This window comes from Ruegeria lacuscaerulensis, from assembly GCF_013033355.1.
Classification (GTDB): domain Bacteria; phylum Pseudomonadota; class Alphaproteobacteria; order Rhodobacterales; family Rhodobacteraceae; genus Ruegeria; species Ruegeria lacuscaerulensis_A.
Window position 1 is genome coordinate 23,266 of sequence record NZ_WQDY01000001.1, and the last position, 19,358, is coordinate 42,623.

General features: G+C 57.7%; 17 protein-coding genes and 1 pseudogene. 2 read left to right on the forward strand and 16 right to left on the reverse strand.

Features of this window, described 5'->3' with window-relative positions; all coding sequences use genetic code 11:
* Window positions 1-30: 30 nt before the first annotated feature.
* From GOW48_RS00120 to GOW48_RS00150, 7 genes are all read right to left on the reverse strand, one after another.
* A complete protein-coding gene (locus tag GOW48_RS00120) occupies window positions 31-450 on the reverse strand; it encodes a secondary thiamine-phosphate synthase enzyme YjbQ (RefSeq protein WP_058277404.1) in 420 nt (139 codons plus the stop codon).
* Between the two features lie 112 nt (window positions 451-562).
* Window positions 563-1,426, reverse strand: coding sequence for a sugar phosphate isomerase/epimerase family protein (locus tag GOW48_RS00125; protein ID WP_170750442.1), 864 nt, complete (start codon window positions 1,424-1,426; stop codon window positions 563-565).
* A gap of 11 nt (window positions 1,427-1,437) precedes the next feature.
* Window positions 1,438-2,328, reverse strand: coding sequence for an NAD(P)-dependent oxidoreductase (locus GOW48_RS00130; protein ID WP_058277406.1), 891 nt, complete (start codon window positions 2,326-2,328; stop codon window positions 1,438-1,440).
* A 223-nt stretch (window positions 2,329-2,551) separates the two neighbouring features.
* Complete coding sequence (uxuA, locus tag GOW48_RS00135; protein ID WP_170750444.1) at window positions 2,552-3,733, reverse strand: mannonate dehydratase; 1,182 nt, start codon at window positions 3,731-3,733, stop codon at window positions 2,552-2,554.
* Entirely contained in the window at window positions 3,730-4,782 is a 1,053-nt protein-coding gene (locus GOW48_RS00140) for a Gfo/Idh/MocA family protein (protein ID WP_170750446.1), read from the reverse strand. The genes uxuA and GOW48_RS00140 overlap by 4 nt, the downstream gene beginning before the upstream one ends.
* Window positions 4,779-5,780: a Gfo/Idh/MocA family protein gene (locus GOW48_RS00145; RefSeq protein ID WP_170558375.1), complete on the reverse strand. Its 1,002-nt coding sequence runs from the start codon at window positions 5,778-5,780 to the stop codon at window positions 4,779-4,781. Before GOW48_RS00145 ends, GOW48_RS00140 begins: the two co-directional genes overlap by 4 nt.
* A complete protein-coding gene (locus GOW48_RS00150; protein ID WP_170750448.1) occupies window positions 5,777-6,793 on the reverse strand; it encodes a Gfo/Idh/MocA family protein in 1,017 nt (338 codons plus the stop codon). The genes GOW48_RS00145 and GOW48_RS00150 overlap by 4 nt, the downstream gene beginning before the upstream one ends.
* A gap of 123 nt (window positions 6,794-6,916) precedes the next feature.
* Here GOW48_RS00150 and uxaC point away from each other — a divergent pair, with 123 nt between their 5' ends.
* Together uxaC and GOW48_RS00160 are read left to right on the forward strand one after the other, a co-directional pair.
* Window positions 6,917-8,260: a glucuronate isomerase gene (gene uxaC / locus GOW48_RS00155; protein ID WP_170751354.1), complete on the forward strand. Its 1,344-nt coding sequence runs from the start codon at window positions 6,917-6,919 to the stop codon at window positions 8,258-8,260.
* A complete protein-coding gene (locus GOW48_RS00160; protein ID WP_170750450.1) occupies window positions 8,261-9,457 on the forward strand; it encodes a mannitol dehydrogenase family protein in 1,197 nt (398 codons plus the stop codon).
* Here GOW48_RS00160 and GOW48_RS00165 read toward each other — a convergent pair.
* The 9 genes and pseudogenes from GOW48_RS00165 to GOW48_RS00205 form a co-directional block, all read right to left on the reverse strand.
* Entirely contained in the window at window positions 9,444-10,307 is an 864-nt protein-coding gene (locus tag GOW48_RS00165; protein WP_170558369.1) for a sugar kinase, read from the reverse strand. The two genes, GOW48_RS00160 and GOW48_RS00165, sit on opposite strands and share 14 nt — an antisense overlap.
* Window positions 10,304-11,185, reverse strand: coding sequence for a DMT family transporter (locus tag GOW48_RS00170; RefSeq protein WP_170750452.1), 882 nt, complete (start codon window positions 11,183-11,185; stop codon window positions 10,304-10,306). The genes GOW48_RS00165 and GOW48_RS00170 overlap by 4 nt, the downstream gene beginning before the upstream one ends.
* 3 nt (window positions 11,186-11,188) lie before the next feature.
* Window positions 11,189-12,115 (reverse strand): annotated as a pseudogene (locus GOW48_RS00175) (NAD(P)-dependent oxidoreductase); the annotation flags it as partial.
* Between the two features lie 100 nt (window positions 12,116-12,215).
* Entirely contained in the window at window positions 12,216-13,220 is a 1,005-nt protein-coding gene (locus GOW48_RS00180; protein WP_058277415.1) for a Gfo/Idh/MocA family protein, read from the reverse strand.
* Window positions 13,217-14,719, reverse strand: coding sequence for a UxaA family hydrolase (locus GOW48_RS00185; RefSeq protein ID WP_170750456.1), 1,503 nt, complete (start codon window positions 14,717-14,719; stop codon window positions 13,217-13,219). The genes GOW48_RS00180 and GOW48_RS00185 overlap by 4 nt, the downstream gene beginning before the upstream one ends.
* Window positions 14,720-14,743: 24 nt before the next feature.
* A complete protein-coding gene (locus GOW48_RS00190; protein ID WP_170750458.1) occupies window positions 14,744-15,694 on the reverse strand; it encodes a phytanoyl-CoA dioxygenase family protein in 951 nt (316 codons plus the stop codon).
* 10 nt (window positions 15,695-15,704) lie between these two features.
* On the reverse strand, window positions 15,705-17,327 hold the full coding sequence (locus GOW48_RS00195; RefSeq protein ID WP_170558359.1) for a TRAP transporter large permease: 1,623 nt from the start codon (window positions 17,325-17,327) through the stop codon (window positions 15,705-15,707).
* Window positions 17,327-18,169, reverse strand: coding sequence for a TRAP transporter small permease subunit (locus GOW48_RS00200; protein ID WP_170558357.1), 843 nt, complete (start codon window positions 18,167-18,169; stop codon window positions 17,327-17,329). The genes GOW48_RS00195 and GOW48_RS00200 overlap by 1 nt, the downstream gene beginning before the upstream one ends.
* 16 nt (window positions 18,170-18,185) lie before the next feature.
* Window positions 18,186-19,355: a mandelate racemase/muconate lactonizing enzyme family protein gene (locus tag GOW48_RS00205; protein WP_170750459.1), complete on the reverse strand. Its 1,170-nt coding sequence runs from the start codon at window positions 19,353-19,355 to the stop codon at window positions 18,186-18,188.
* Window positions 19,356-19,358: the final 3 nt, after the last annotated feature.

The window sequence follows — 19,358 nt, forward strand, 5'->3', positions numbered from 1 at the left end:
CACTGCCAACGCTCCATGTCATCCAAGGCATCACGTCCCGATGTAGTGCACCTTCAATCGGCGTGCATTGGGTGCTTCCCGATGTTCGAACAGGTACAGGCTTTGTACGCGACCCAGCGGAAGCTGCCCCTGTTCGACCGGGATCGATACCTGAGTTTGCGTCAACAGCGCCCGCAGATGCGATGGAGCGTTGTCGTCCTCGGTCGGGCGGTGGTGATACTTGCCTGGTGACTTGGGTACGAGTTTCTCGAAGAACGTCTCGATATCCTTGAGCACTTCGGGATCGGCATTGGCCTGCACCAACAGCGCGGCACCGGTGTGGGCGCACCAAAGGGTCAGCAAGCCCGAGACAAATTCGTGTTCGAACACCGCACGCTGAACGATCCCGCTGATGTCGATGAGGGATTTGCCCGGCGTTTCAATGGACAGGTCAAAAAACTGTTGTTTCATCCAGCAGGCCCTTTCCTTGATTTCACGCGAACGCGCCCAGCTTTCTACATCTCACTTGGCATTCAGCAATGGGGGTCAAACTTTTGATTTTGAACGCATATTGACTGCATTTTCATGCAAACAGGCTTTTAAACTGGTCCACACACAGACGAAAACCATCTTCGAAGTTCCCGTTGCCGGGTTGATAAACGCTTTCGAAAGAAATGACGCCATCATAGCCGTCGGATCTGAGCGCGTCCGCGATGGGTTGGAACAAAGGCGCAAGCTGACCTTCCCCCATGCGGCGCACTTCCAGCGTTGCCCGCGGCGTGTCGACCTTTACGTCCTTGATGTGAATGTGACCCAGGTAGCCGCCGCGCAGTTCTTCATAACCGTCTGGGTATGCCAGTTCATGGCACCAGCAGTTGTTTCCGGGGTCCCACAGCACTTTCAAAGAGTCTTTTGCGTCTAACTCGTCAATCAGCTTGCGGGCTGTATAGTTGGAATTGACCAGCGTGCCGTTTCCGGTTTCCACGACAAGCGTCACGCCCTCAGCTCTTGCCAGTTCAACCGCCGGCGCGATCAGCGGCGGCATCGAGTCCCATACCCCATGCGCCACGTTCCACTTCTCGGCGCCGTTTTTTCCCCAGAGTATCTGCTCTTTTCGTTGCGTCATGATCCGAACCAGCGGAGACGCAACAACATGCGCCATGTCGATCACGCGTTTCAAGGCGTCCATATGCCGAGTGTGCAGGTCGTCGCCGGGCCTGTTGGCAGCTGTCATCCCCGCAAAGATATGGCGCGACAGACACGACACAGGCTTGCCCCGGTCGCGCAAAAGCGCGTCGATCTCGGCAATTTCCTGCGGGGAATGGTCTCCGACCTCTGAATCGCCAACGAATTGAAGCTCTGCATAGTCCAGACCGAATTCGTCCATTACGTCCACGGCATGCCGCAGATCGCGGGAAATGCCGTCGCAAATTACACCTAATTTCATGTCCGGTCCCCTCAGCGATGCAATTCTGCGCCAACGATCTCTTCGATGACGCGAGTACACACCCAGTTGTCGCCATTCGGGTACTTGGTTTTTCCGGCGTGAAAGATCTGCATTGCGGATGACGCTGTGTGCATGGGAACGCCCAATGCACCGGCCAGTGCTAGAGAGATCGTCAGGTCCTTATGCATGGTTGCGATATGACTACCGGTGGCTTCGAACTTGCGATCAATGATGTTTTCAAGGGCGGTATTCACGACGCCGCACCCCGCGCTGGATGAGGAGAACACATCAAGCAATGCCTGACCGCTGACACCGGCTTTGGCCGCCAGGGCCGCAGCCTCGAATGTGGCGGAAAAGATCGATCCGATAAGGGATTGCAGGCAGGCTTTCACGGTTTGCCCGTCGCCGGCGTTTTCTCCAACCCGATGAATGGTTGCCGACACTGCCTGCATGACTTCGGCATTTTGGTCCAGCACATCCGCAGCGCCGGCAGCCATCATCGTCAATGTGCCGGTCTGCGCGCCGGGAAATCCACCCGAGACCGGAGTGTCGATCAGGTGGATGCCTGCGCCCTCCATGTCTTGCCCGATAGCGCTTGCTTCGGCCGGGGTAATGGTCGCCGATAGGATGACAGTTCCGCCTTTGGCCATGTTCGCAACCAAGCCATTTTCACCCAGAATGACATCGCGGGCCTGATCTCCGTTCATCACCATGACAAACACAGCGGCGGCGTGACGGCCGACCTGTCCCACGCTGTCCTTGGCCAAGCCGCCCATGTCGGTAAATGCCTTCATGCGCGTCTCGCTCAGGTCGAAACCTGATGTTTCAAAGCCATTCTTGATCAGGTTCTTGGCAAGGCCGCTGCCCATGTCGCCAAGACCGATTACGCCTGCAGTTTTCATAAATAATCCTCCCGTTTTCCGCCATTTCCGTATGGCAGACGTTTCGAAAAATGATGCCCAATCGCATCGGTTTTCGCGGGAGTTTCACGCGTCTTGAACAGACGTCGGGCGAGTCCGGAAGACACCCCGCTGCCCGTATACGTAATGTAAGTAAACGAAGAATGCGGCGCGCAGGCAAGCAAAGAAGTGTTGCGGGTGGAAAGAAACTGTCTGATCCGACGCGTTAGGAAAACGCCGCCATGATGCCGCGCAGTTCCGCCAGCCCGCGCATTCGTCCGATCAGCGGATAACCGGGAGTACTGTGTCCGCCCAGATCGCTCAGCAGTTCTTGTCCGTGGTCAGGCCGCATCGGAATTTGCCAGTCGCCACGCCCTTGGGATTTGCGGCAGCGCTGTTCGTTCATCAACTCGCGAATGGTGCCGACCATGTCGGTGTCGCCCTCCAGATGCGGGGCCTCAAAGAAGTCTGGCTTCTGGCTGTATGACCCCGCGATGCGTCTGGTGTTCCGCAAGTGAACAAAGTGAATCCGGCCGCCATGTCTACGCACGAAGTCCGGCCCATCGAATTCGGGGGACACTCCCAGCGAGCCGGTACACAACGTTGCGCCGTTCGCCTGCAAATCAACCGCATTCAGAACGGCGCCGTAGTCATCGGTGCTGGACATGACCCGCGGCAGACCGAGCAACGAGAACGGCGGATCATCCGGATGACAGCACAAGCGTAGATCTAGTTCTTGGGCCTCTGGGGCGACCTCGGAAAGGAAGTCTATGAGGTTTGCGCGAAGCTGGTCACGGCCTATGTGCGCATATGTCCGCAACAAAGAGCGTACGTCCTGCACGCTCCACTGATCGTTGGCGCCGGGCAGCCCCGCAGTGACATTGTGCTGCAACTGGGCTTTGGATTCATCCGACATGCGCAAGAAACGATCCTTGGCCGTTTGCTGGACGTCGCTGGAATAGTCTTCCGACGCACCTGGACGTTCGAGAATATATATGTCGAATGCAGCAAAATCGGTCAGGTCGAACAGCATGGCCGTTCCGCCATGCGGCTGCGGGGCGCGAAGGGCGGTGCGTGTCCAATCCAGGATTGGCATGAAGTTGTAGCAAACGACTTTGACTCCACGGGCGGACAGGGCTCTGAGGCTGGACTTGTAAGCCTGGAGATGTTCGGCCATGTCTGTGGATTGCGTCTTGATCGCCTCGGAGACGGGCAGGCTTTCGACAACGTCCCAACTGTACCCGTCAGCGGTCAGAACGGCCTGCCGGTCGGCGATGCTCTGTTCGTCCCAGGGCTGTCCCGGTGGGATGTGATGCAGCGCGGTGACAATGCCCTGAACCCCGACTTGATGGAGATCGACCAGGGCGATCGGATCTTCGGGTCCGAACCAACGCCAGCATTGTTTCATGGCAGCCATCCTTCATACAGAGGGTGATCGGGCTCGATGGGAAGGGCAACACGCTGCCCGGTGCGCGCCGCGTGATAAATCGCCGTCACAAGGCCGATGGACGCAGCACCGTCCTGCAGTGTAACGCCTGAATTTGCCTCGGACCGTAGCGCCTTGCCGACTTGGGTAAAGAACCCTTCGAAACCTGTTGGCTCCATAGCGGAGGCGGCAAGAGCGTCGTCGATAGTGGCTTGATCCAACGGGTCCCGCGCGACGAATGTCCAAGGCATTTGACCCGGGGCATAGGGTTCCGTGCCAGAGGTGGCGGTCACTTTTTCAAAGACGAACCGCAGGCGGGTTTCGTCCTTAGCGGCGCCTAGTGTGATGTTGCTTGTGCACAAAGCTCCAGAAGTCATGCCAAAGCAGATCGCAGCGCAGTCTTCCGTCTCGATCGGGTTAACTCGCGTTGTGGCCATTGCGGACACCCAGGCGATATCACCCGCAATATGAGTCAGCAGATCATGGTTGTGGATGGCATGGCCCAGCACTGCGCCGCCGCGTTCACCGGCCCATGTTCCCCGCCACGGCACCGCGTAATAGTCTGCCCCCCGGGACCAATGAGTTTCAAGCGCGGCAGTTTGGACCGCTCCGGTGAGGCCTGAACGTTGCAACTGGCGCAATTGGGCCAGTGACGGGCCCCACCGGTATTGAAAGACCGGAAACACATGCTTGCCCGTGCTGCGGGCGGTTTCCGTGATCCGATCTACATCCTGCATAGAGGTCGCAAGGGGCTTTTCGCATACAACGTGTTTTCCTGCGGCCAGTGCCGCAAGGGTGGTCGGTACATGCAGATGGGGTGGCAGGCAGATGTCGATGACATCAATCGCCGGATCATCCAGAGCGTCTTGAATGTTGGTCAGTGCTTGAAAATCCGAGTTTTGTCGAATCTGCTCGATCCGGTCCGTATTCTGGTCGACGACGGCGGCTACGCGGAAGGTGCGGTCAAGCCGTTCCAGTGCGCTCAGATGTTGCGCACCGATACCTGCGCCAAGGATCGCAACGTTGATCATCTTCGTTCCGCCATTTCCTGTGCACGCAGCGCCAGTTCCATGACCGTAAAGCAGTGGGTCTGCGCCATTGCGGTTTCGGTCCGGTTACGGACGTCATCGGCGAGGCGCGAAAAGTAGGGAAGGTCGGCGTTGGTTGCGTCGATCTTTTGGCAGGTTTCACCATTGACGAGGATCAGATGGTCTGTTCCCGAGGCACCACCCACATCGACGTATTTCCGCAACTCGATATAGCCTTCGGTGCCTAGGATCGTCAGGCGACCATCCCCCCAGTTTGGCAAGGCATCCGGAGTGAACCAGTCAACCCGGATGTACCCGGTGCCATTCTCGCTTCGAAGATTGAGCTCTCCGAAATCCTGCAATCCGGGATCATTGGGGTTTGCGTAGTTCGCTACATAGGCGTTTGTGATTTCTGCGGTTTTCGAACCTGTGTAGTGCAAGAACTGATCGATCTGATGCGAGGCTATATCGGTCAGAATGCCGCCATAGCGGTCACGCTGAAAAAACCATTCCGGCCGGGTTGCCCGGTTCAATCGGTGCGGGCCAAGTCCGACCGTCTGGATCACGCGCCCGATGGCACCGGCCTCGATCAACTCGGTCGCCCGGGTGCTGACCGGCGTTTCAAACCTTTCGGAAAAATCCACCGACCAGATTCGACTGGTGTCCGCAACCGCCCGTTTGATCTGGTCGAGTTGCTCGAACGACGTGCAGCCCGGCTTGTCGCTCATGACATCCATACCGTTCTGCATGGCACGGATCGTCAACGCGGCCCTATCTGCCGGAATTGCGGAAATCAGCGCCAAATCCGCCCCGCAGGCTAAAGCGTCTTCCAGTCGGGCCAATCGTGGAATATCGGGAAACCTTTTGACGTAGCCCGCCAGCGTTTCGGGTTCGCCTTGTGTCCAATAGCCAACGCAGTCCACGCCGATTTTGCGCATGTTTTCCGTCATGCCATAGATATGGCGGTGGTCCAGGCCAAGGGCGACGCAGGTTAGGCTCATGAGATGACTCGTGTTTTCTGGCCGGTTCGATTGGCGACCTGCATCGCGTCTATGACGGCGTGGGTCAAAAGGGCACTGCGTCCGGTGGCCATGGGTCGCGTTCCACCGGCGAGTGCGTTGGCAAAATCCTCTATGACCGCCTGGTGCCATTCATGGGTGAACGCCATGGGATCGGCCCCGCCGCCTGTGGCGGACGTTTCGCCAACCGTGGATTTCTGACCGTCGAAAGTGGTCAAGGTCAGAACACCTGATTCCAGATGCGCTTTAGCGTGCGTGCCCTGGATCGTGATAGATTCAGCGGCCCCGGGAAATACGGCGGTGGTTGCCATCAACGTTCCCACCGCGCCGTTATCCATTTCAAAGATTGCACCTGCCCAATCCTCGGCCTCGAGATCGTGCAACGGAGTTTTTCTCATCATGGTTTGAATGTCCGAGATCGGCCCCAGCAGCCACATCGCGAGGTCAAGCGTGTGGATTGCCTGCGAAATCATGACACCGCCTCCGTCGCGTGCATAAGTGCCGCGACCTGGCTCGTCATAGTAGCTCTGATTGCGCCACCAGGGGACACGGATTTCCACCGTGGCGATCGCGCCCAACTCACCCTGTACAATGGCTGATTTCAGCGCCTGCGAGGCGGTGCGAGCGCGGTGCTGAAAAACGATGCCCAGCAGCACGCCAGACACCTCGCACTGCTCGACTATGGCTGTCGCGGCGCCCAGCGTTCTTTCGATAGGCTTTTCCATTAGGATCGGTTTCGAAGCGGTCGAAAGAACCCGCACCAACTCTGTGCGCTGATCAGGCGGGGTTGCGATGATCGCAAAGTCGACGTTTGAGTCGTTTGCGATTTCCTCAACCGAGCTGAACGCGCGGGTGTCGTTTCGCTGCGCGAACTCAGCTGCTTTTTCAGGATTGCGCCCTAGGACGCCAGCAAGATTGAGACCTCGCTCCGATGCCTGAATGGCAGCAACATGCGTTCCCGAAACCATCCCCAAACCAATCAGCGCAATATTCATTCATTCCCCCGGATCACCCGGTCAGTCTGCGGGTTCGAACGGGAAAGATGCAACCATTAAAAACTGTGTTAACAATTGCGGGCAGCAGTATCGGAGGCAGAATTGACTGGTAATTTGAATGGGATGGCAGAAGGCCTGTACCTGGGCATCAAGGACCTCCCGATCGTGTCTCCGCATGGTCACTGCGATCCGGGGTGGTTCGCAACCGATGCGCCGTTTCCCAATCCGGCAGAGCTGCTGGTGGTTCCCGACCATTACGTGTTCCGAATGCTCTATTCGCAGGGTGTTCCCTTGTCCGAACTTGGCGTTGGGGAAGAGGGGCGAAAGAATGATCCTCGCGACGTGTTTCGCACCTTTGCCGAGCACTGGCATCTGTTTCTGGGAACGCCATCCCGGATCTGGGTGAACTACGTGCTGCATGAAACGCTGGGCGTGTCTGAGGAGTTGTCTTCACGCACAGCAGACCTGATCTATGATAAGATCGCCGAAAAGCTGGCGCGACCCGAATTTCGCCCGAGGGCTTTGTTCGACAAGTTTGGGATCGAGGTTCTGGCCACCACGGATTCCGCTCTCGACGGCCTCGCGGAGCATCGGGATATCCGTGCAAGCGGTTGGGGCGGGCGAGTTATTCCGACGTTCCGCCCAGACGGGGTTTTGGATGGGGCAGACCCGGAGTTCGTACAGAACCTGAACAAGTTGGCCGAGCTGACAGGCTGCGATCTGGGCAGCTATGATGGCTACCTCAATGCGCTGCGAATGCGGCGGGCTTATTTCATCCGGCTGGGCTGTACGGCTACCGACCACGGTATCGAACGTGTGCAGACCGAGTGGCTGGAAGACCCGGATGCGCTGTACCAACGGCTGAGACGGCGGGAAGGGGCCGAACAGGATGCTCGCCGTTTCTACGGGCATATGTTGATCGAAATGGCGCAGATGTCTGTCGATGATGGTCTAATCATGCAGATACACGCGGGCAGCAAGCGCAACACGAACGACGCGGTAATGCGGGACTTCGGACGGGACAAGGGGGCTGACATTCCAATCGCGATGGATTGGGTCACGGGCCTTGAGGCGCTGTTGAACCGGGTCGGAAACTCGCCGGAACTGCGGATCATTCTCTTCACATTGGACGAAAGCACCTATGCCCGTGAACTGGCGCCAATGGCGGGGCATTGGCCGTGCCTTCGGATCGGGCCGCCTTGGTGGTTCCACGACAGCCCAGCCGGGATTGCGCGGTATTTCGATCAGGTCGTTGAAACGGCCGGATACTACAATCTGGCCGGATTCAATGACGACACGCGGGCTTTTCTGTCCATTCCAGCTCGTCACGACCTGTGGCGACGAGGTGTTTCTATTCATTTGGCCGAGCAGGTTGCGCGCGGCTATTTCGACCGGGACAGTGCCGAGCATCTGGCGCGATTGCTGGCGGTCGATCTGGCGAAACAGGTTTACGGGTTGCAAAGCTAGATGGGTACCATTCTTCACTTCGGTCTTGGAAACTTCGCCCGGGCGCATTTGCTGGACTACACCGATCAAGCGGGCGGATGGGACGTTGTCGGCGTTAGCCTGCGTTCATCCTCGGTTCGGGATGGATTGGCCGGCCAGGGTTTCGAGTACGATTTGTGCGTACAGGGGCAGGGCGTCCGGCGCATAAAAGCTCTGCGGGACGTTCTGGTCGCGCCCGAGGATCGCGCCGAGATTCTCAATGTGATGGCGGATGCCGAGATCATCTCGGCGACCGTCACCGAAAAAGGTTATCACTTGGACGCAGCGGGCAATCTGAACCTTCAGGACCCAGCGATTGCTGCCGATCTGGCGGGGCAGGGGCCCGCAACGCTGATCGGGTTTCTCGCTTTTGGCCTCGCGGAACGGCGCAAGCCAGTGACGGTGCTAAGCTGCGACAATCGCATGGAAAACGGCAAAACGCTTGAAACGGCAGTTGCCGATTTTGCAAATGCAGCCGGTCTGGACGTGAATTGGGACGCAGTTCGCTTTCCCAACGCGATGGTCGACCGGATCACCCCGGCTACCACGGACGCCGTTCGCGCAATCAGCGGCGATCCTATGGCTGTTCCAACCGAGGCGTTCTCGGAGTGGGTGGTCGAGGACAATTTCGTCGGGCCACATCCGGATTGGCCGGGCGTGCAACTGGTCGATGACGTGGCCCCGCACGAGATGCGAAAGCTACGCATGTTGAACGGTGCTCATTCCCTCTTGGCTTATGCCGGGTTGGAGCGAGGCCTGACCTACGTTCACGAAGCGGTTCAAGACCCGGTTTTGCGCCCGCTGGTTACCGAGTTGATGAAGGATGCGGGCGCAACGCTGCCCGCAGCACTGCAAGTACAGGTTCCGGACTATGCCGAGGCTTTGTTGCGCCGCTTTGAAAACCTCGAGCTGGCGCACCGTCTGGACCAAATCGCGATGGATGGCAGCCAGAAGCTGCCGTATCGGTTTGTTCCCACACTCCGTGAGACCGGCTCTCAGGCGGTGATCGCAGGGATGCGGGCCTGGATCTCCTTTTGCATGTCCGAGATCGCCAAGGGCAGGACGCTGAACGATCCTTGCGCGTTGGAAATCGCCTCGGCTGTCACACAGCCAGATCCGGTAGTGCGGCTTTTGGACCTTGTTGGCGCTGAGGATCTCGCGTCACTTATCCGGGAGTGATCGCGCCGCGGAACTGAACAACGGTGGACGCCAGATTGTGTCCGGCCATCAGGGCCTTGGCCTGCGATTTTCCTGTCAGCAGGGCTGCGAGGTACCCACCGTTGAAACTGTCGCCCGCCGCTGTGGTATCCAGCACGTTTTTGGCAGGCTCATAGGTTTGGTCAATGTTCTGACCAATGGACAGAGGGCCATCCTCTCCGCGTTTCAATGCACCGACACCGTGATGATCGGTAAAGCGTGCCGCCACTTGATCCGCGCATTCCCCGAACAGTGCCATCTCGTCGTCGATAGATGGTAGGGCAATATCTGCACGCTGCCAAAGCCGTTGGTTGATCTGCCGGGCGTGTTCGGCGCTGTCCCAAAGACGCGGACGAAAATTGCTGTCATAGACCAACCGGACTGAAGAGCCTTCGAGCCAGTCCAGAAGCGCAAGCCTTACTGAATGCGGAAGAATGGCCACGGAAATCCCTGACAAGTACAGCACGTCGTAACCTTTCAGCGAGCTGAAGTCATGATCGGCAAAAAGCTGGCGGGCGGCCGCCTCGCTGCGCCAATAGGTGAAGCTGCGTTCACCGTCCGCAGAGGTCGTGATCGCGTATAGTCCCGGAGAAGCGTTGGGAATGATGCGGATGCCGGATGTCCCGATGCCATGGCTGGCGATAAAGTCCGCGATGCGCCCTGAGAACGGGTCGTCGCCCAGACATGTCACATACTCCACCTGCAGATCAGGAGCCGCGCGGTGCATGTAGATGGCTGTGTTCAGCGTATCCCCCGCGACGCCCACCTTCGCGCCGGTCTCCAGCATGGACAATTCGATCATTGCTTCACCGATGCAGGCAATTCGCGTCATTTCTTTTCTCTTTTCCAGATGATGAGCCCGGCGACCATGATCAGCGCAGCCCCTGCCAACGTGAATGCGTCCGGTACTGTGTCAAAGAACAGATAGCCCCAGATCGCAACGTAGATCAGGAACGAATAGGTGAATGGCATCAACTGGTTCGCCGTTCCGAACCGATGCGCGTTCGTCAGCAGTTGATGCCCGCACCAGCCAAAGACGCCTAGGCTGATCAGGACTATCAGGCTCCACATGTTTTCCGGCCGAACCCAAAACCAGATGGCGAAGGGCAGCAGGACCACCGTCCCGGTAAGCCCGAGGTAGAATTGCATGGTGTCCACGGCAACAACCCCGGACAGCCTGCGCGTCATGATCGAGTAAAAAGCCAACGCGGTGGCGTTGTAAACGATCAGCAGCATGGTCGGATGAAAGGCCGAACCAAAGGGCCGCACGACAACCAACACCCCCAGAAAACCCAGGATGATAGCCGCCCAACGCCATGGTCCCACTCTCTCCTTCAAAACGAAAACGGACAGGAAGCACACGATGACCGGGCTTGAGAACATGATTGCCGACACGACGGTCAGAGGCAAAAACCGCAGGGCAAAAAAATTGAAAACGGTCGCCGAGATCAGCAGCAAGGCCCGGCTAATGACCTGCCATGGATGGTCGGTCTTGAACCGGCTGGCCTCAATCCCGCCCTTGGCGATCACGCCCACAGAGATCACGAAGTGCCCCGCGTAGCGCATGAACGCCAACTGAAATGCCGGCACGCCGGCCAATGCCAACCACTTGGCCCCAAGGTCCACCAGCGAAAAGAATAGCCACGCCGTCAGCATCAGCACGATGCCAAGGCGCGGCAGGTCCGCATTGGGGTTGGCGGTGACAGCCATCGATCAGGTGTTGAAACGCTTGACGTAGTAGTCAACCATCTGGCTGACCATATCATCCGCCTGACCGTGGTCGCGCGCGTCATTCAGCGCCGAAAGCGCGCCCTGCGACATCACGCTGGCAACGCCCGCCTCGCGCGCCATTCGGTCATAATACCCGAGGTCTTTTGCCGCATTCTTGATGGCAAAGGCCAGCTGATTTGGGTCGCTCTCAAGGCCGTAGGCTTTGACAAAATCCATCATTCCGGAATGCAGCGGCCCTGCGGCCATAACGTCATACAGCTGCTTGCGGTCAACACCGGTGATATCTGCCATGGCAAAGGCTTCGGCCATCGCGTTCGCGACGGTCATTCCGAAGAAGTTGTTGATCAGCTTTACCGTGTGCCCGGACCCAACGGGGCCAAGGAAAAAGACGTTTTCGCCCAAATCCTTCAGTGTCGGCTCGGCTTTGTCGAAGGCAACCTTGTTGCCGGAAGTCATTATGTTGAGCTTGCCTTCGTGCGCGTGCGCCGGCGTCCGGCCAAGCGGCGCATCAAGATAGCTTCCACCGGCTGCGGCAACCTCTTCGGCCAAGGCGCGTGTACTGCCTGGGAGAGAGGTGCCAAAGTCGATGACGACCGCCCCGGGTTTCAATCCCGCAATCACTCCATCTGTACCCCGCATACGACCCTCGACCTGTTCGGAGGTGCCCATGCACAGCATCACGATGTCGCTGGCTTCAGCCAGTTCTTGGGCGTTTTGCATCTCGCGGGCGCCTCGGTCAATCGCGGCGTCCAGGTGCGTGCGGTCGCGGTTTCCCAGTACAGCGACCGAGTATCCTTGGTCCAACAGTCGGCTCACCATGGCGCCGCCCATTAGTCCCAAGCCGATAAACCCGATTGATGGTTTGCTCATAGGTCTCCCTTTCCGTGAATGTGTAAGGTTTCCATTCTTGTGTCTGGTGCGGGCGGCTTTTCAGTTTAATTGCTCATTTTGCCCGGTGGAATATCATTGATTTTTGAGTGGTCCGGTATTTTGCCGGGCCGCATGTCCATCAGGCCGGCGCCCGCGCTCGAGTTGTTCGCGCCTTTAGCCCCTCTTCTATCCATGATGTGACCTCGAGCGTCCGGGCTGCATCCTCGACGTCGATCAGTGGAGGGGCGCCGTCGATCACGTCAAGGAAATGATCCAGTTGCACCTCCAATGGTGCGCGTTGCTGTTCCGGTCGTGTAAGCTGGTCCTTTTGGGCCGCAGTCCCCCAATCCTTTCCACGCCACAGAGTCATGGAGGGAAAACTCACAGCACCACTGGTTCCCGTGATCCACATCATGTCCTGGTGGGTCGTGCCGATGTTCGGGTTCTCGCCGGTTCCAGCCTCAAACCCCCAAGGGCTGGGTGCTGTGTCGGCAAAGCTGATAGTGCCCGTCGCGCCGTTTTCGAACGCGGTCGCGATAGCCCCACTTTCTATCCGATCCGATCCGCGGATCGACGCGCCGGGCAGGGCGACGACATCCGAGATTTCTCCGATCACAAACCGCAGGACATCGATATCATGCACCAGATTGATCATGACTGGGCTGCCATCAGAAGTCCGCCAGTTCTGTTCAAAATAGCTCTCGGGTTTACGCATGGCCCACAGCAACGAGACGTTGATGACTTGTCCGATCGTACCTTGCGCGATCACCTCTTTCAGGTGCTGCAAGGTTGTATGATACCGCCGATGGTGGCCCACAAGGCTGCGGACATCGGCCTGGCGAACGGCCGTTCTCAGGCGCAGGGCATCATCGACCGATGCGGCAACCGGCTTTTCGATCAGCATGTGCCAACCGCGGGATGCGGCTAGAATGCCATGTTCGGCATGCAGGCGGGTGGGCGTCGCGATGATGACGCCATCTACGGGGCTCTGCACCTCGTCCATACTGGCAAAACGCGGCGCGTCGATCTGGATCGAACCATCTGGATCGGCCAACCCGACCAACATGCAGTCGGGATGCTCAATCACGGCGCGGACGTGGCGGATGCCGATCAACCCGCCGCCAGCTACAAGGATCCGTTTCACATCACCGCTCCGATTTGCCAAGGTACGAATTCGTAGTCACCCAGGCCCTGCGCCTCGGACTTGGTTCGCGCGCCCGAGGCGACTTGGAGCAGCCGCCGGTATATTTCCTGTCCTTTTTCTTCGACGCTGGCACCTTTGGTCAGAATATCACCCGTATCCACGTCCATGTCTTCAGGCATGCGCGCTGCCAACTCAGAGTTGGTAGCGATTTTCAGCGTGGGCGCTGGTTTGGACCCAAAGGCAGAGCCGCGCCCCGTGGTGAAGCACACTAGGTTGCACCCGGCCGCGATCTGCCCGGTCACCGAGGCCGGGTCATATCCGGGGCTGTCCATGAAGGTGAAGCCTTTGGCGGTGATGGGTTCAGCGTATTTGAATACACCGGTCAAAGGGGTGGTTCCACCCTTCGCCGCTGCCCCCAGCGATTTCTCAAGGATGGTCGTCAGCCCCCCGTGCTTGTTGCCGGGGCTTGGGTTGTTGTCCATCGAGCCGTGATTGCGAGCGGTATAGTCCTGCCACCAATCGATCAGTCCGATAAGTTTTTGCCCAGTTACGCGACCAAGGGCGCGGCGGGTCAAAAGATGTTCGGCTCCGTAGATTTCGGGCGTTTCCGCAAGGACACCGGTGCCGCCTTGGGCAACCAACAGGTCGCAGGCGTGTCCGAGCGCAGGGTTTGCGGTCACGCCTGACCAAGCGTCCGATCCACCGCATTGCAGCGCAACTATCAATTCAGACGCCGGGGCTTCGCTGCGCCTCACCTCATTCGCAATGGGCAGCATCTTGTTAATCTTGCCGATGCCCGCTTCCACGGTCCGGCGCAATCCGGCGACGTTCTGGATGTTCATCGTCTGGAAGGTGGGACTTTGCTTCAGACCATATGCGTCCAGCAGCCAGTCGATCTGGTTCATCTCGCAGCCCAGACCGACCATTAGAACGGCAGCGTGGTTGGGATGTTTCGCAAACCCCCACATGACCCGTTGAAGTGCTTCGAAACCGTCGCCGGAATCGGCCATTCCGCAGCCCGTTCCGTGGACAAAGGCCACCACGCCGTCGACGTTCGGAAACTCGGCCAACTTGTCAGGCGTGAAGTGGTTGGCGATCATACGGGCCGCAGTCGCCGAACAATTAACTGTTGTCAGAACCGCGATGTAATTGCGCGTGCCGACCCGACCACTGTCCCGGTGGTAGCCCATGAACGTATCGACCGAGGTGGCGGGTTTCATGGGCCTGTGATCCGTCGCAAACTCGTAGTCCACACTAGTGTTGCGGAACTCGATATTGTGGGTGTGCACATGGTCGCCAGGTTCGATCGGTTGGGTGGCGTAACCGATAATCTGGGCGTATTTTCTGACAGGATCGCCGGGTGCAAGATTCCGCGTGGCGACCTTGTGTCCCGAGGGGATGCGCGTATTGGTCATGACATCCTCCACCATACTGCCGGCCTCCAGGGGCCGAGTTGCAACAACCACGCTATCCGTTCGATCTAAACGTACAAAAGTCATAATCAGCTTTCCTGGCGGCAGCAGCTAGGCGCAGAACGGTGAGTCCGATGTCCATCGGTGAATATCTATGTGCGGTTGTCCGGACAGCCTTGCTCGCGCCGCTTCCCAATTGGAATTGCAGACACGCCAATCTCGCAGTTCGGTTTCGGGGTGCGATCTGGACCTCGCGATGAAGCTGGGGAAATGGTCTCGACCGGTGGGCTGGCCTGCCGCACTGAAGCGAACGTCGAACGACCAGCGGAACCGGTCCGTTTCATTGACCAGCGAAGCATGTGGCGTCAGAGGGTGAAACAGGATGATCCCGCCCGCCTTGACAGGAAGGGGCACAGCCCGGCCTTCGTCAATGAATCCGTCGGCAATACCAGTCTGCGTCCGCGCGCAATGCGGTAGGATGGATTGGTCCTGCGCCTTTGGCAGCACTTGCAGGCAGCCGTTTTCGAGCGTTGCATCGTTGACGGCAATCCACACCGTGACCATGTCGGTCTGATCCGCATCCTCCAACGCAACCGCCCGGTCCTGATGCCAGTCCGTCGCTGTGATGTGCGCGCGCACCTCATCCTTGGACAGCTTGAGAGCGGGGGGCTTCAGCCGAACGTGCTGGATTGGATTGCTCACCAACTCTGGCCCGATCAACTGCTCGACAATGTCAAGCATGGGCCGGGCCGTTAGCAAGTCGAACACTGCAGGCCCGATATGGAACGGTGTGTCCGCCATGATCCGATCGCCGGGCAACGAGATGTCCAGCGGCTGGAAATAGTCGCAACCGGCCTGATAAGCGGACAGAAGTTTGTCCCAGAAGGTCATTCCAGACGGTTCGTCCTTGACCAGCCCTTTTTCGTACCAACCGTCATAGAGCCGGCTCAGGACATCCGAGTATTCGGTCTGTACACGATCAAGGACATCGGCAGGGATAACATCCTCGACCACGAGGTATCCGTCCGTCTGGAACTTGCCAATCTGATCTTGTGTCAGCATGGGTGCGACCTCACAACAGCAGCGCGATTATGCCCGGCCAAATCAGAAGAACGGAAAGCGCCAGCAACTGGATCCCGATGAATGGCAGGAAGCCGCGGAAGATATCCGTCAGACTGATATGTGGCGGGGCCACCGACTTCAGGTAGAACGCGGCCGGGCCAAATGGGGGCGAGAGGAAGCTGACCTGCATGTTCATACAGAACACGACGCCGAACCAGATGGCGACATGACTCGGCTCCAACTGGCCAAAGACTCCGATTTCTTCGATAGGAAGGCGCAGGACGATCGGCAGAAAGACCGGAATAATTAACAGCACGATGCCGACCCAATCCATGAATGCGCCCATGAACAGCAAGATCAGCATCATCACCAGAATGACCAGCATGGTTGGCAGCTCCTGGCCGACGATTAGGTCAGCCACGTATTGGGGCCCGCCAGCAATGGTGTAGGCACCCGCCAGCGCGGCGGCCCCGATCGTAACCCAGATGATGGTGCCTGTGGATTTTAGGGTTCGCATCAAGCTGTCCCAAACCAGCTCGAACGATCCTTCGCCCCGCAGGATGGCGATAATCAGAACGGCGAAGGCGCCCATGCCCGCAGCCTCGGTGATGCCTGTGATCCCGCCATAGATCGAGCCGAGCACGACGCCGATGACGACCAGCGGAGCGACGAGGCCTTTGCCCATTTCCCACCCGATTTTAGCGCGCTCTCTGCCAAAGACGAAGAAGATCAGCAGAAGGGCAACGATCGTGATGCCGGCAAACCAGGGCATGTAGTCAGCCGTTCCCAGCCTCGCGGGCTCGCCCTGGCTGGCAGCGTTCGAGCCTGAGAGCTCGAAAAACGCGGCCCGGATAAACAGAACGGTGGAAAATCCGGCGACGACGATGCTCATGAAGGCCCCAAACAGTTTGCGTTTTTCGGCCGGTTCGGGGTCGTTCGGATCCGGTTCCGGCAGCGGAGCGTGATGAGGATTCAACTGCGTGCGGATGATGATGTACAGGATGATCATCGAGGCCAGCATGAAGCCGGGAATGAAAGACGCGGTGAACAGCGACTTGATCGAGGTTTCGGTGATCAGCCCATAGATGATCAGAACGATGGAGGGAGGGATCATGGTGCCCAGCGAACCCGAGGCGCAGATGACGCCGATCGCGAGATTTTGATCGTACCCTAGGCGCAGCATCTGGGGCAGGGCGATAAGTCCCAGCAGGACAACCTCACCACCGATTATGCCGGACATGGCTGCCATGATCACCGCCATGATCGAGGTCACGATCGCGATGCCGCCGCGTGTTCTGGACAGCCAGACATTCAGCGACGAATACATGTCACGCGCGATCCCGGACCGCTCTAGCAGCGACGCCATGAAGATAAACAATGGCACTGATATGAGCACGTAGTCCGTTAAGAGCCCGTATATTTTCTGTGCCAGGATATAGAGCGGCCCAGTCCCTGGCCGACCGGTGAGAACCCCGTCGCCGAATGAAAACGGGTTCAAAAGCAGTGTCGGTTCGAACTTCAGGACAAGAACCAGAACCGCAAGCGAAGCCGAGGCCAGACCCAAGGGCATTCCGATCGCCAGAAGCACGATCAGGGCGACCATCAGAATGAGTGAGATTGTTCCAATATCCATCAGTCTTGTCCCACCGCTCGTTTGATCATTTCAATTTCGTCTTCGTCCGGTTCATCTGTGTGGATTTCCGGTTCTTTGTTCCAATCAGCGATCAAGTTCAAAATTGCTTGCATTGCGACGAGCGTAATCACGATCAGCACCATCGGCTGCAACGTCGCCGGGATCGGAGGATTGAAGGCTGAGCCATAAAGCTCCCATTTATAGAGCTTGTTGACGAACACCTGTTTGTAGCTGCCGTAGACCAAAAAGAAGGCAAACAGCACGATCAGTATTGTCGAAACCGTATCAAAAACGCGTTGAAGCCAACGTGGAACTGCGTCGTAGAGCAGGAATATTCGAATGTGACTGCGTTGCTGCATGGCGTAGTAGCCGGACATCAAAAACACAAAGCTGGCGAACCAAAGTGTCATTTCGTTGGCCCACTCGGTCGGCTTTTCCAGGATATAGCGCATGAAGACTTCGTAGAGCATGACGACAGTCATGATTGCGATCATCATCATCGTAACTCGTCCTATGAACAGGGCGAAACGATCCATAACCGTCGTGCCTTCGAACTCCATCGTCGCTGGGCGCACTGTCTTGGTGCCAATCACTGCAAGAAACGGTAGAAGGACGAGCGCGGCGACGTCGATGATGTCGACATAACCCCCGAACACGCCAGACAATTCGGGCGTGATGTCGCTGCGCAGATATATTTCTGTTACCTGACTTTTGAGGGATTCAGAGGTGTAGGGCAGCCAATCCAATAGGAATGCAGGGAGATGCCAAACAAGCCAACTGGCCGTCGCTACGAAGGCCAACGGTATGAGCCATTCAATTGGTCCGCCTGAATTCTTGTGCATCGCGTAACCCTCGTCCCTATCCTTCGATCCTGTAGTGATCGATAAAGTCTCGATCCGGCTCGACACCCAGTCCGGGCCCAGTCGGTATCATGACACGACCGTTGTTGGCCTTGACCTGATTTTGAATTCCCAGCGGTACGGTCAGCAGATCGTCCCGAAACTTGTTGTCCGTTGTGTCGAACTCCAGCATCGGCTCCCACGGATGCAAGCCGCCTGGAGTCGCTGGCATGGCCGCCAGTAACTGCAGATTAGTTGCGACAGCGATGGCGCTACCCCAGACGTGATTTACGACCGGAGTGAAATGTGCGTGGCATAGGGCCAGTACCCTGAGATACTCTGAAACACCGCCCAAAGCGCAAACTTCTGGCTGCGCTATATCGATGCCGCGATTTTCAAGAAGACTGCGCCAGGCCCAGCGATTGAATACCGTCTCACCGCCCGAAATGTTGACTTTCAGCGAAGTGCGCAATTCGCGGTATCCGTCAATGTCTTCTGGCGCGACGGGTTCTTCGAACCAATATGCGTCCAGTTCTTCCAGCGACCGACCGACGTAGAATGCGTCCGAAGTCGTATAGGCATGGTTTGCATCGACCATAAAGGGAAAGTCGTCACCAACCCCGCGTCGAACGGCTTCGCACAGCTTCACATCAGGCTTCGGGCCAAAGCCCGTTTTCATTTTGGTGGCGGTGAATCCCATCTCCTTGATCTTTGAGGCTTCATCCTCAAAACGGCTGGCCAGATTGGAAATCGGTTCATCCCTGAGCATCATGCCGTAGCCGTAGCAAGGAACGCTTGCGCGATGTGCGCCGCCGACAAGCTTATGGAGGGGGAGGCCAGAGATTTTGCCGGTGATGTCCCAAAGTGCGATGTCCACACCGGACAAAGCCTGTATTGGCATTCCGCTTTGGCCATGGTCTCGCAAAAGGTTGTACACCTTGTGCCAGATCACGTCTTTGTCCAAAGGGTCCATGCCAAGAACCATTGGTTGGATGACCTTTTCCACGATGGATTTGTTGGCAATGGCTACGTTTCCGGGACCAAAGCACTCCCCCCAACCAGTTACCCGTTCATCTGTCTGAACCTCGACCAGATGAGTTGTACGCTTGTCATAATACTGTTGCGAGTAGCCCAGAACTTCCGGCATGTCGTACTGCAGTACGTGACTTATTATTCTGGTGATTTTCATGAA

Coding starts and splice junctions, on each gene's coding strand:
- GOW48_RS00120 (WP_058277404.1), bottom strand. CDS start 450: ATGAAACAACAGTTTTTTGACCTGTCCATTGAAACGCCGGGCAAATCC.
- GOW48_RS00125 (WP_170750442.1), bottom strand. CDS start 1,426: ATGAAATTAGGTGTAATTTGCGACGGCATTTCCCGCGATCTGCGGCAT.
- GOW48_RS00130 (WP_058277406.1), bottom strand. CDS start 2,328: ATGAAAACTGCAGGCGTAATCGGTCTTGGCGACATGGGCAGCGGCCTT.
- uxuA (WP_170750444.1), bottom strand. CDS start 3,733: ATGAAACAATGCTGGCGTTGGTTCGGACCCGAAGATCCGATCGCCCTG.
- GOW48_RS00140 (WP_170750446.1), bottom strand. CDS start 4,782: ATGATCAACGTTGCGATCCTTGGCGCAGGTATCGGTGCGCAACATCTG.
- GOW48_RS00145 (WP_170558375.1), bottom strand. CDS start 5,780: ATGAGCCTAACCTGCGTCGCCCTTGGCCTGGACCACCGCCATATCTAT.
- GOW48_RS00150 (WP_170750448.1), bottom strand. CDS start 6,793: ATGAATATTGCGCTGATTGGTTTGGGGATGGTTTCGGGAACGCATGTT.
- uxaC (WP_170751354.1), top strand. CDS start 6,917: ATGGCAGAAGGCCTGTACCTGGGCATCAAGGACCTCCCGATCGTGTCT.
- GOW48_RS00160 (WP_170750450.1), top strand. CDS start 8,261: ATGGGTACCATTCTTCACTTCGGTCTTGGAAACTTCGCCCGGGCGCAT.
- GOW48_RS00165 (WP_170558369.1), bottom strand. CDS start 10,307: ATGACGCGAATTGCCTGCATCGGTGAAGCAATGATCGAATTGTCCATG.
- GOW48_RS00170 (WP_170750452.1), bottom strand. CDS start 11,185: ATGGCTGTCACCGCCAACCCCAATGCGGACCTGCCGCGCCTTGGCATC.
- GOW48_RS00185 (WP_170750456.1), bottom strand. CDS start 14,719: ATGACTTTTGTACGTTTAGATCGAACGGATAGCGTGGTTGTTGCAACT.
- GOW48_RS00190 (WP_170750458.1), bottom strand. CDS start 15,694: ATGCTGACACAAGATCAGATTGGCAAGTTCCAGACGGACGGATACCTC.
- GOW48_RS00195 (WP_170558359.1), bottom strand. CDS start 17,327: ATGGATATTGGAACAATCTCACTCATTCTGATGGTCGCCCTGATCGTG.
- GOW48_RS00200 (WP_170558357.1), bottom strand. CDS start 18,169: ATGCACAAGAATTCAGGCGGACCAATTGAATGGCTCATACCGTTGGCC.
- GOW48_RS00205 (WP_170750459.1), bottom strand. CDS start 19,355: ATGAAAATCACCAGAATAATAAGTCACGTACTGCAGTACGACATGCCG.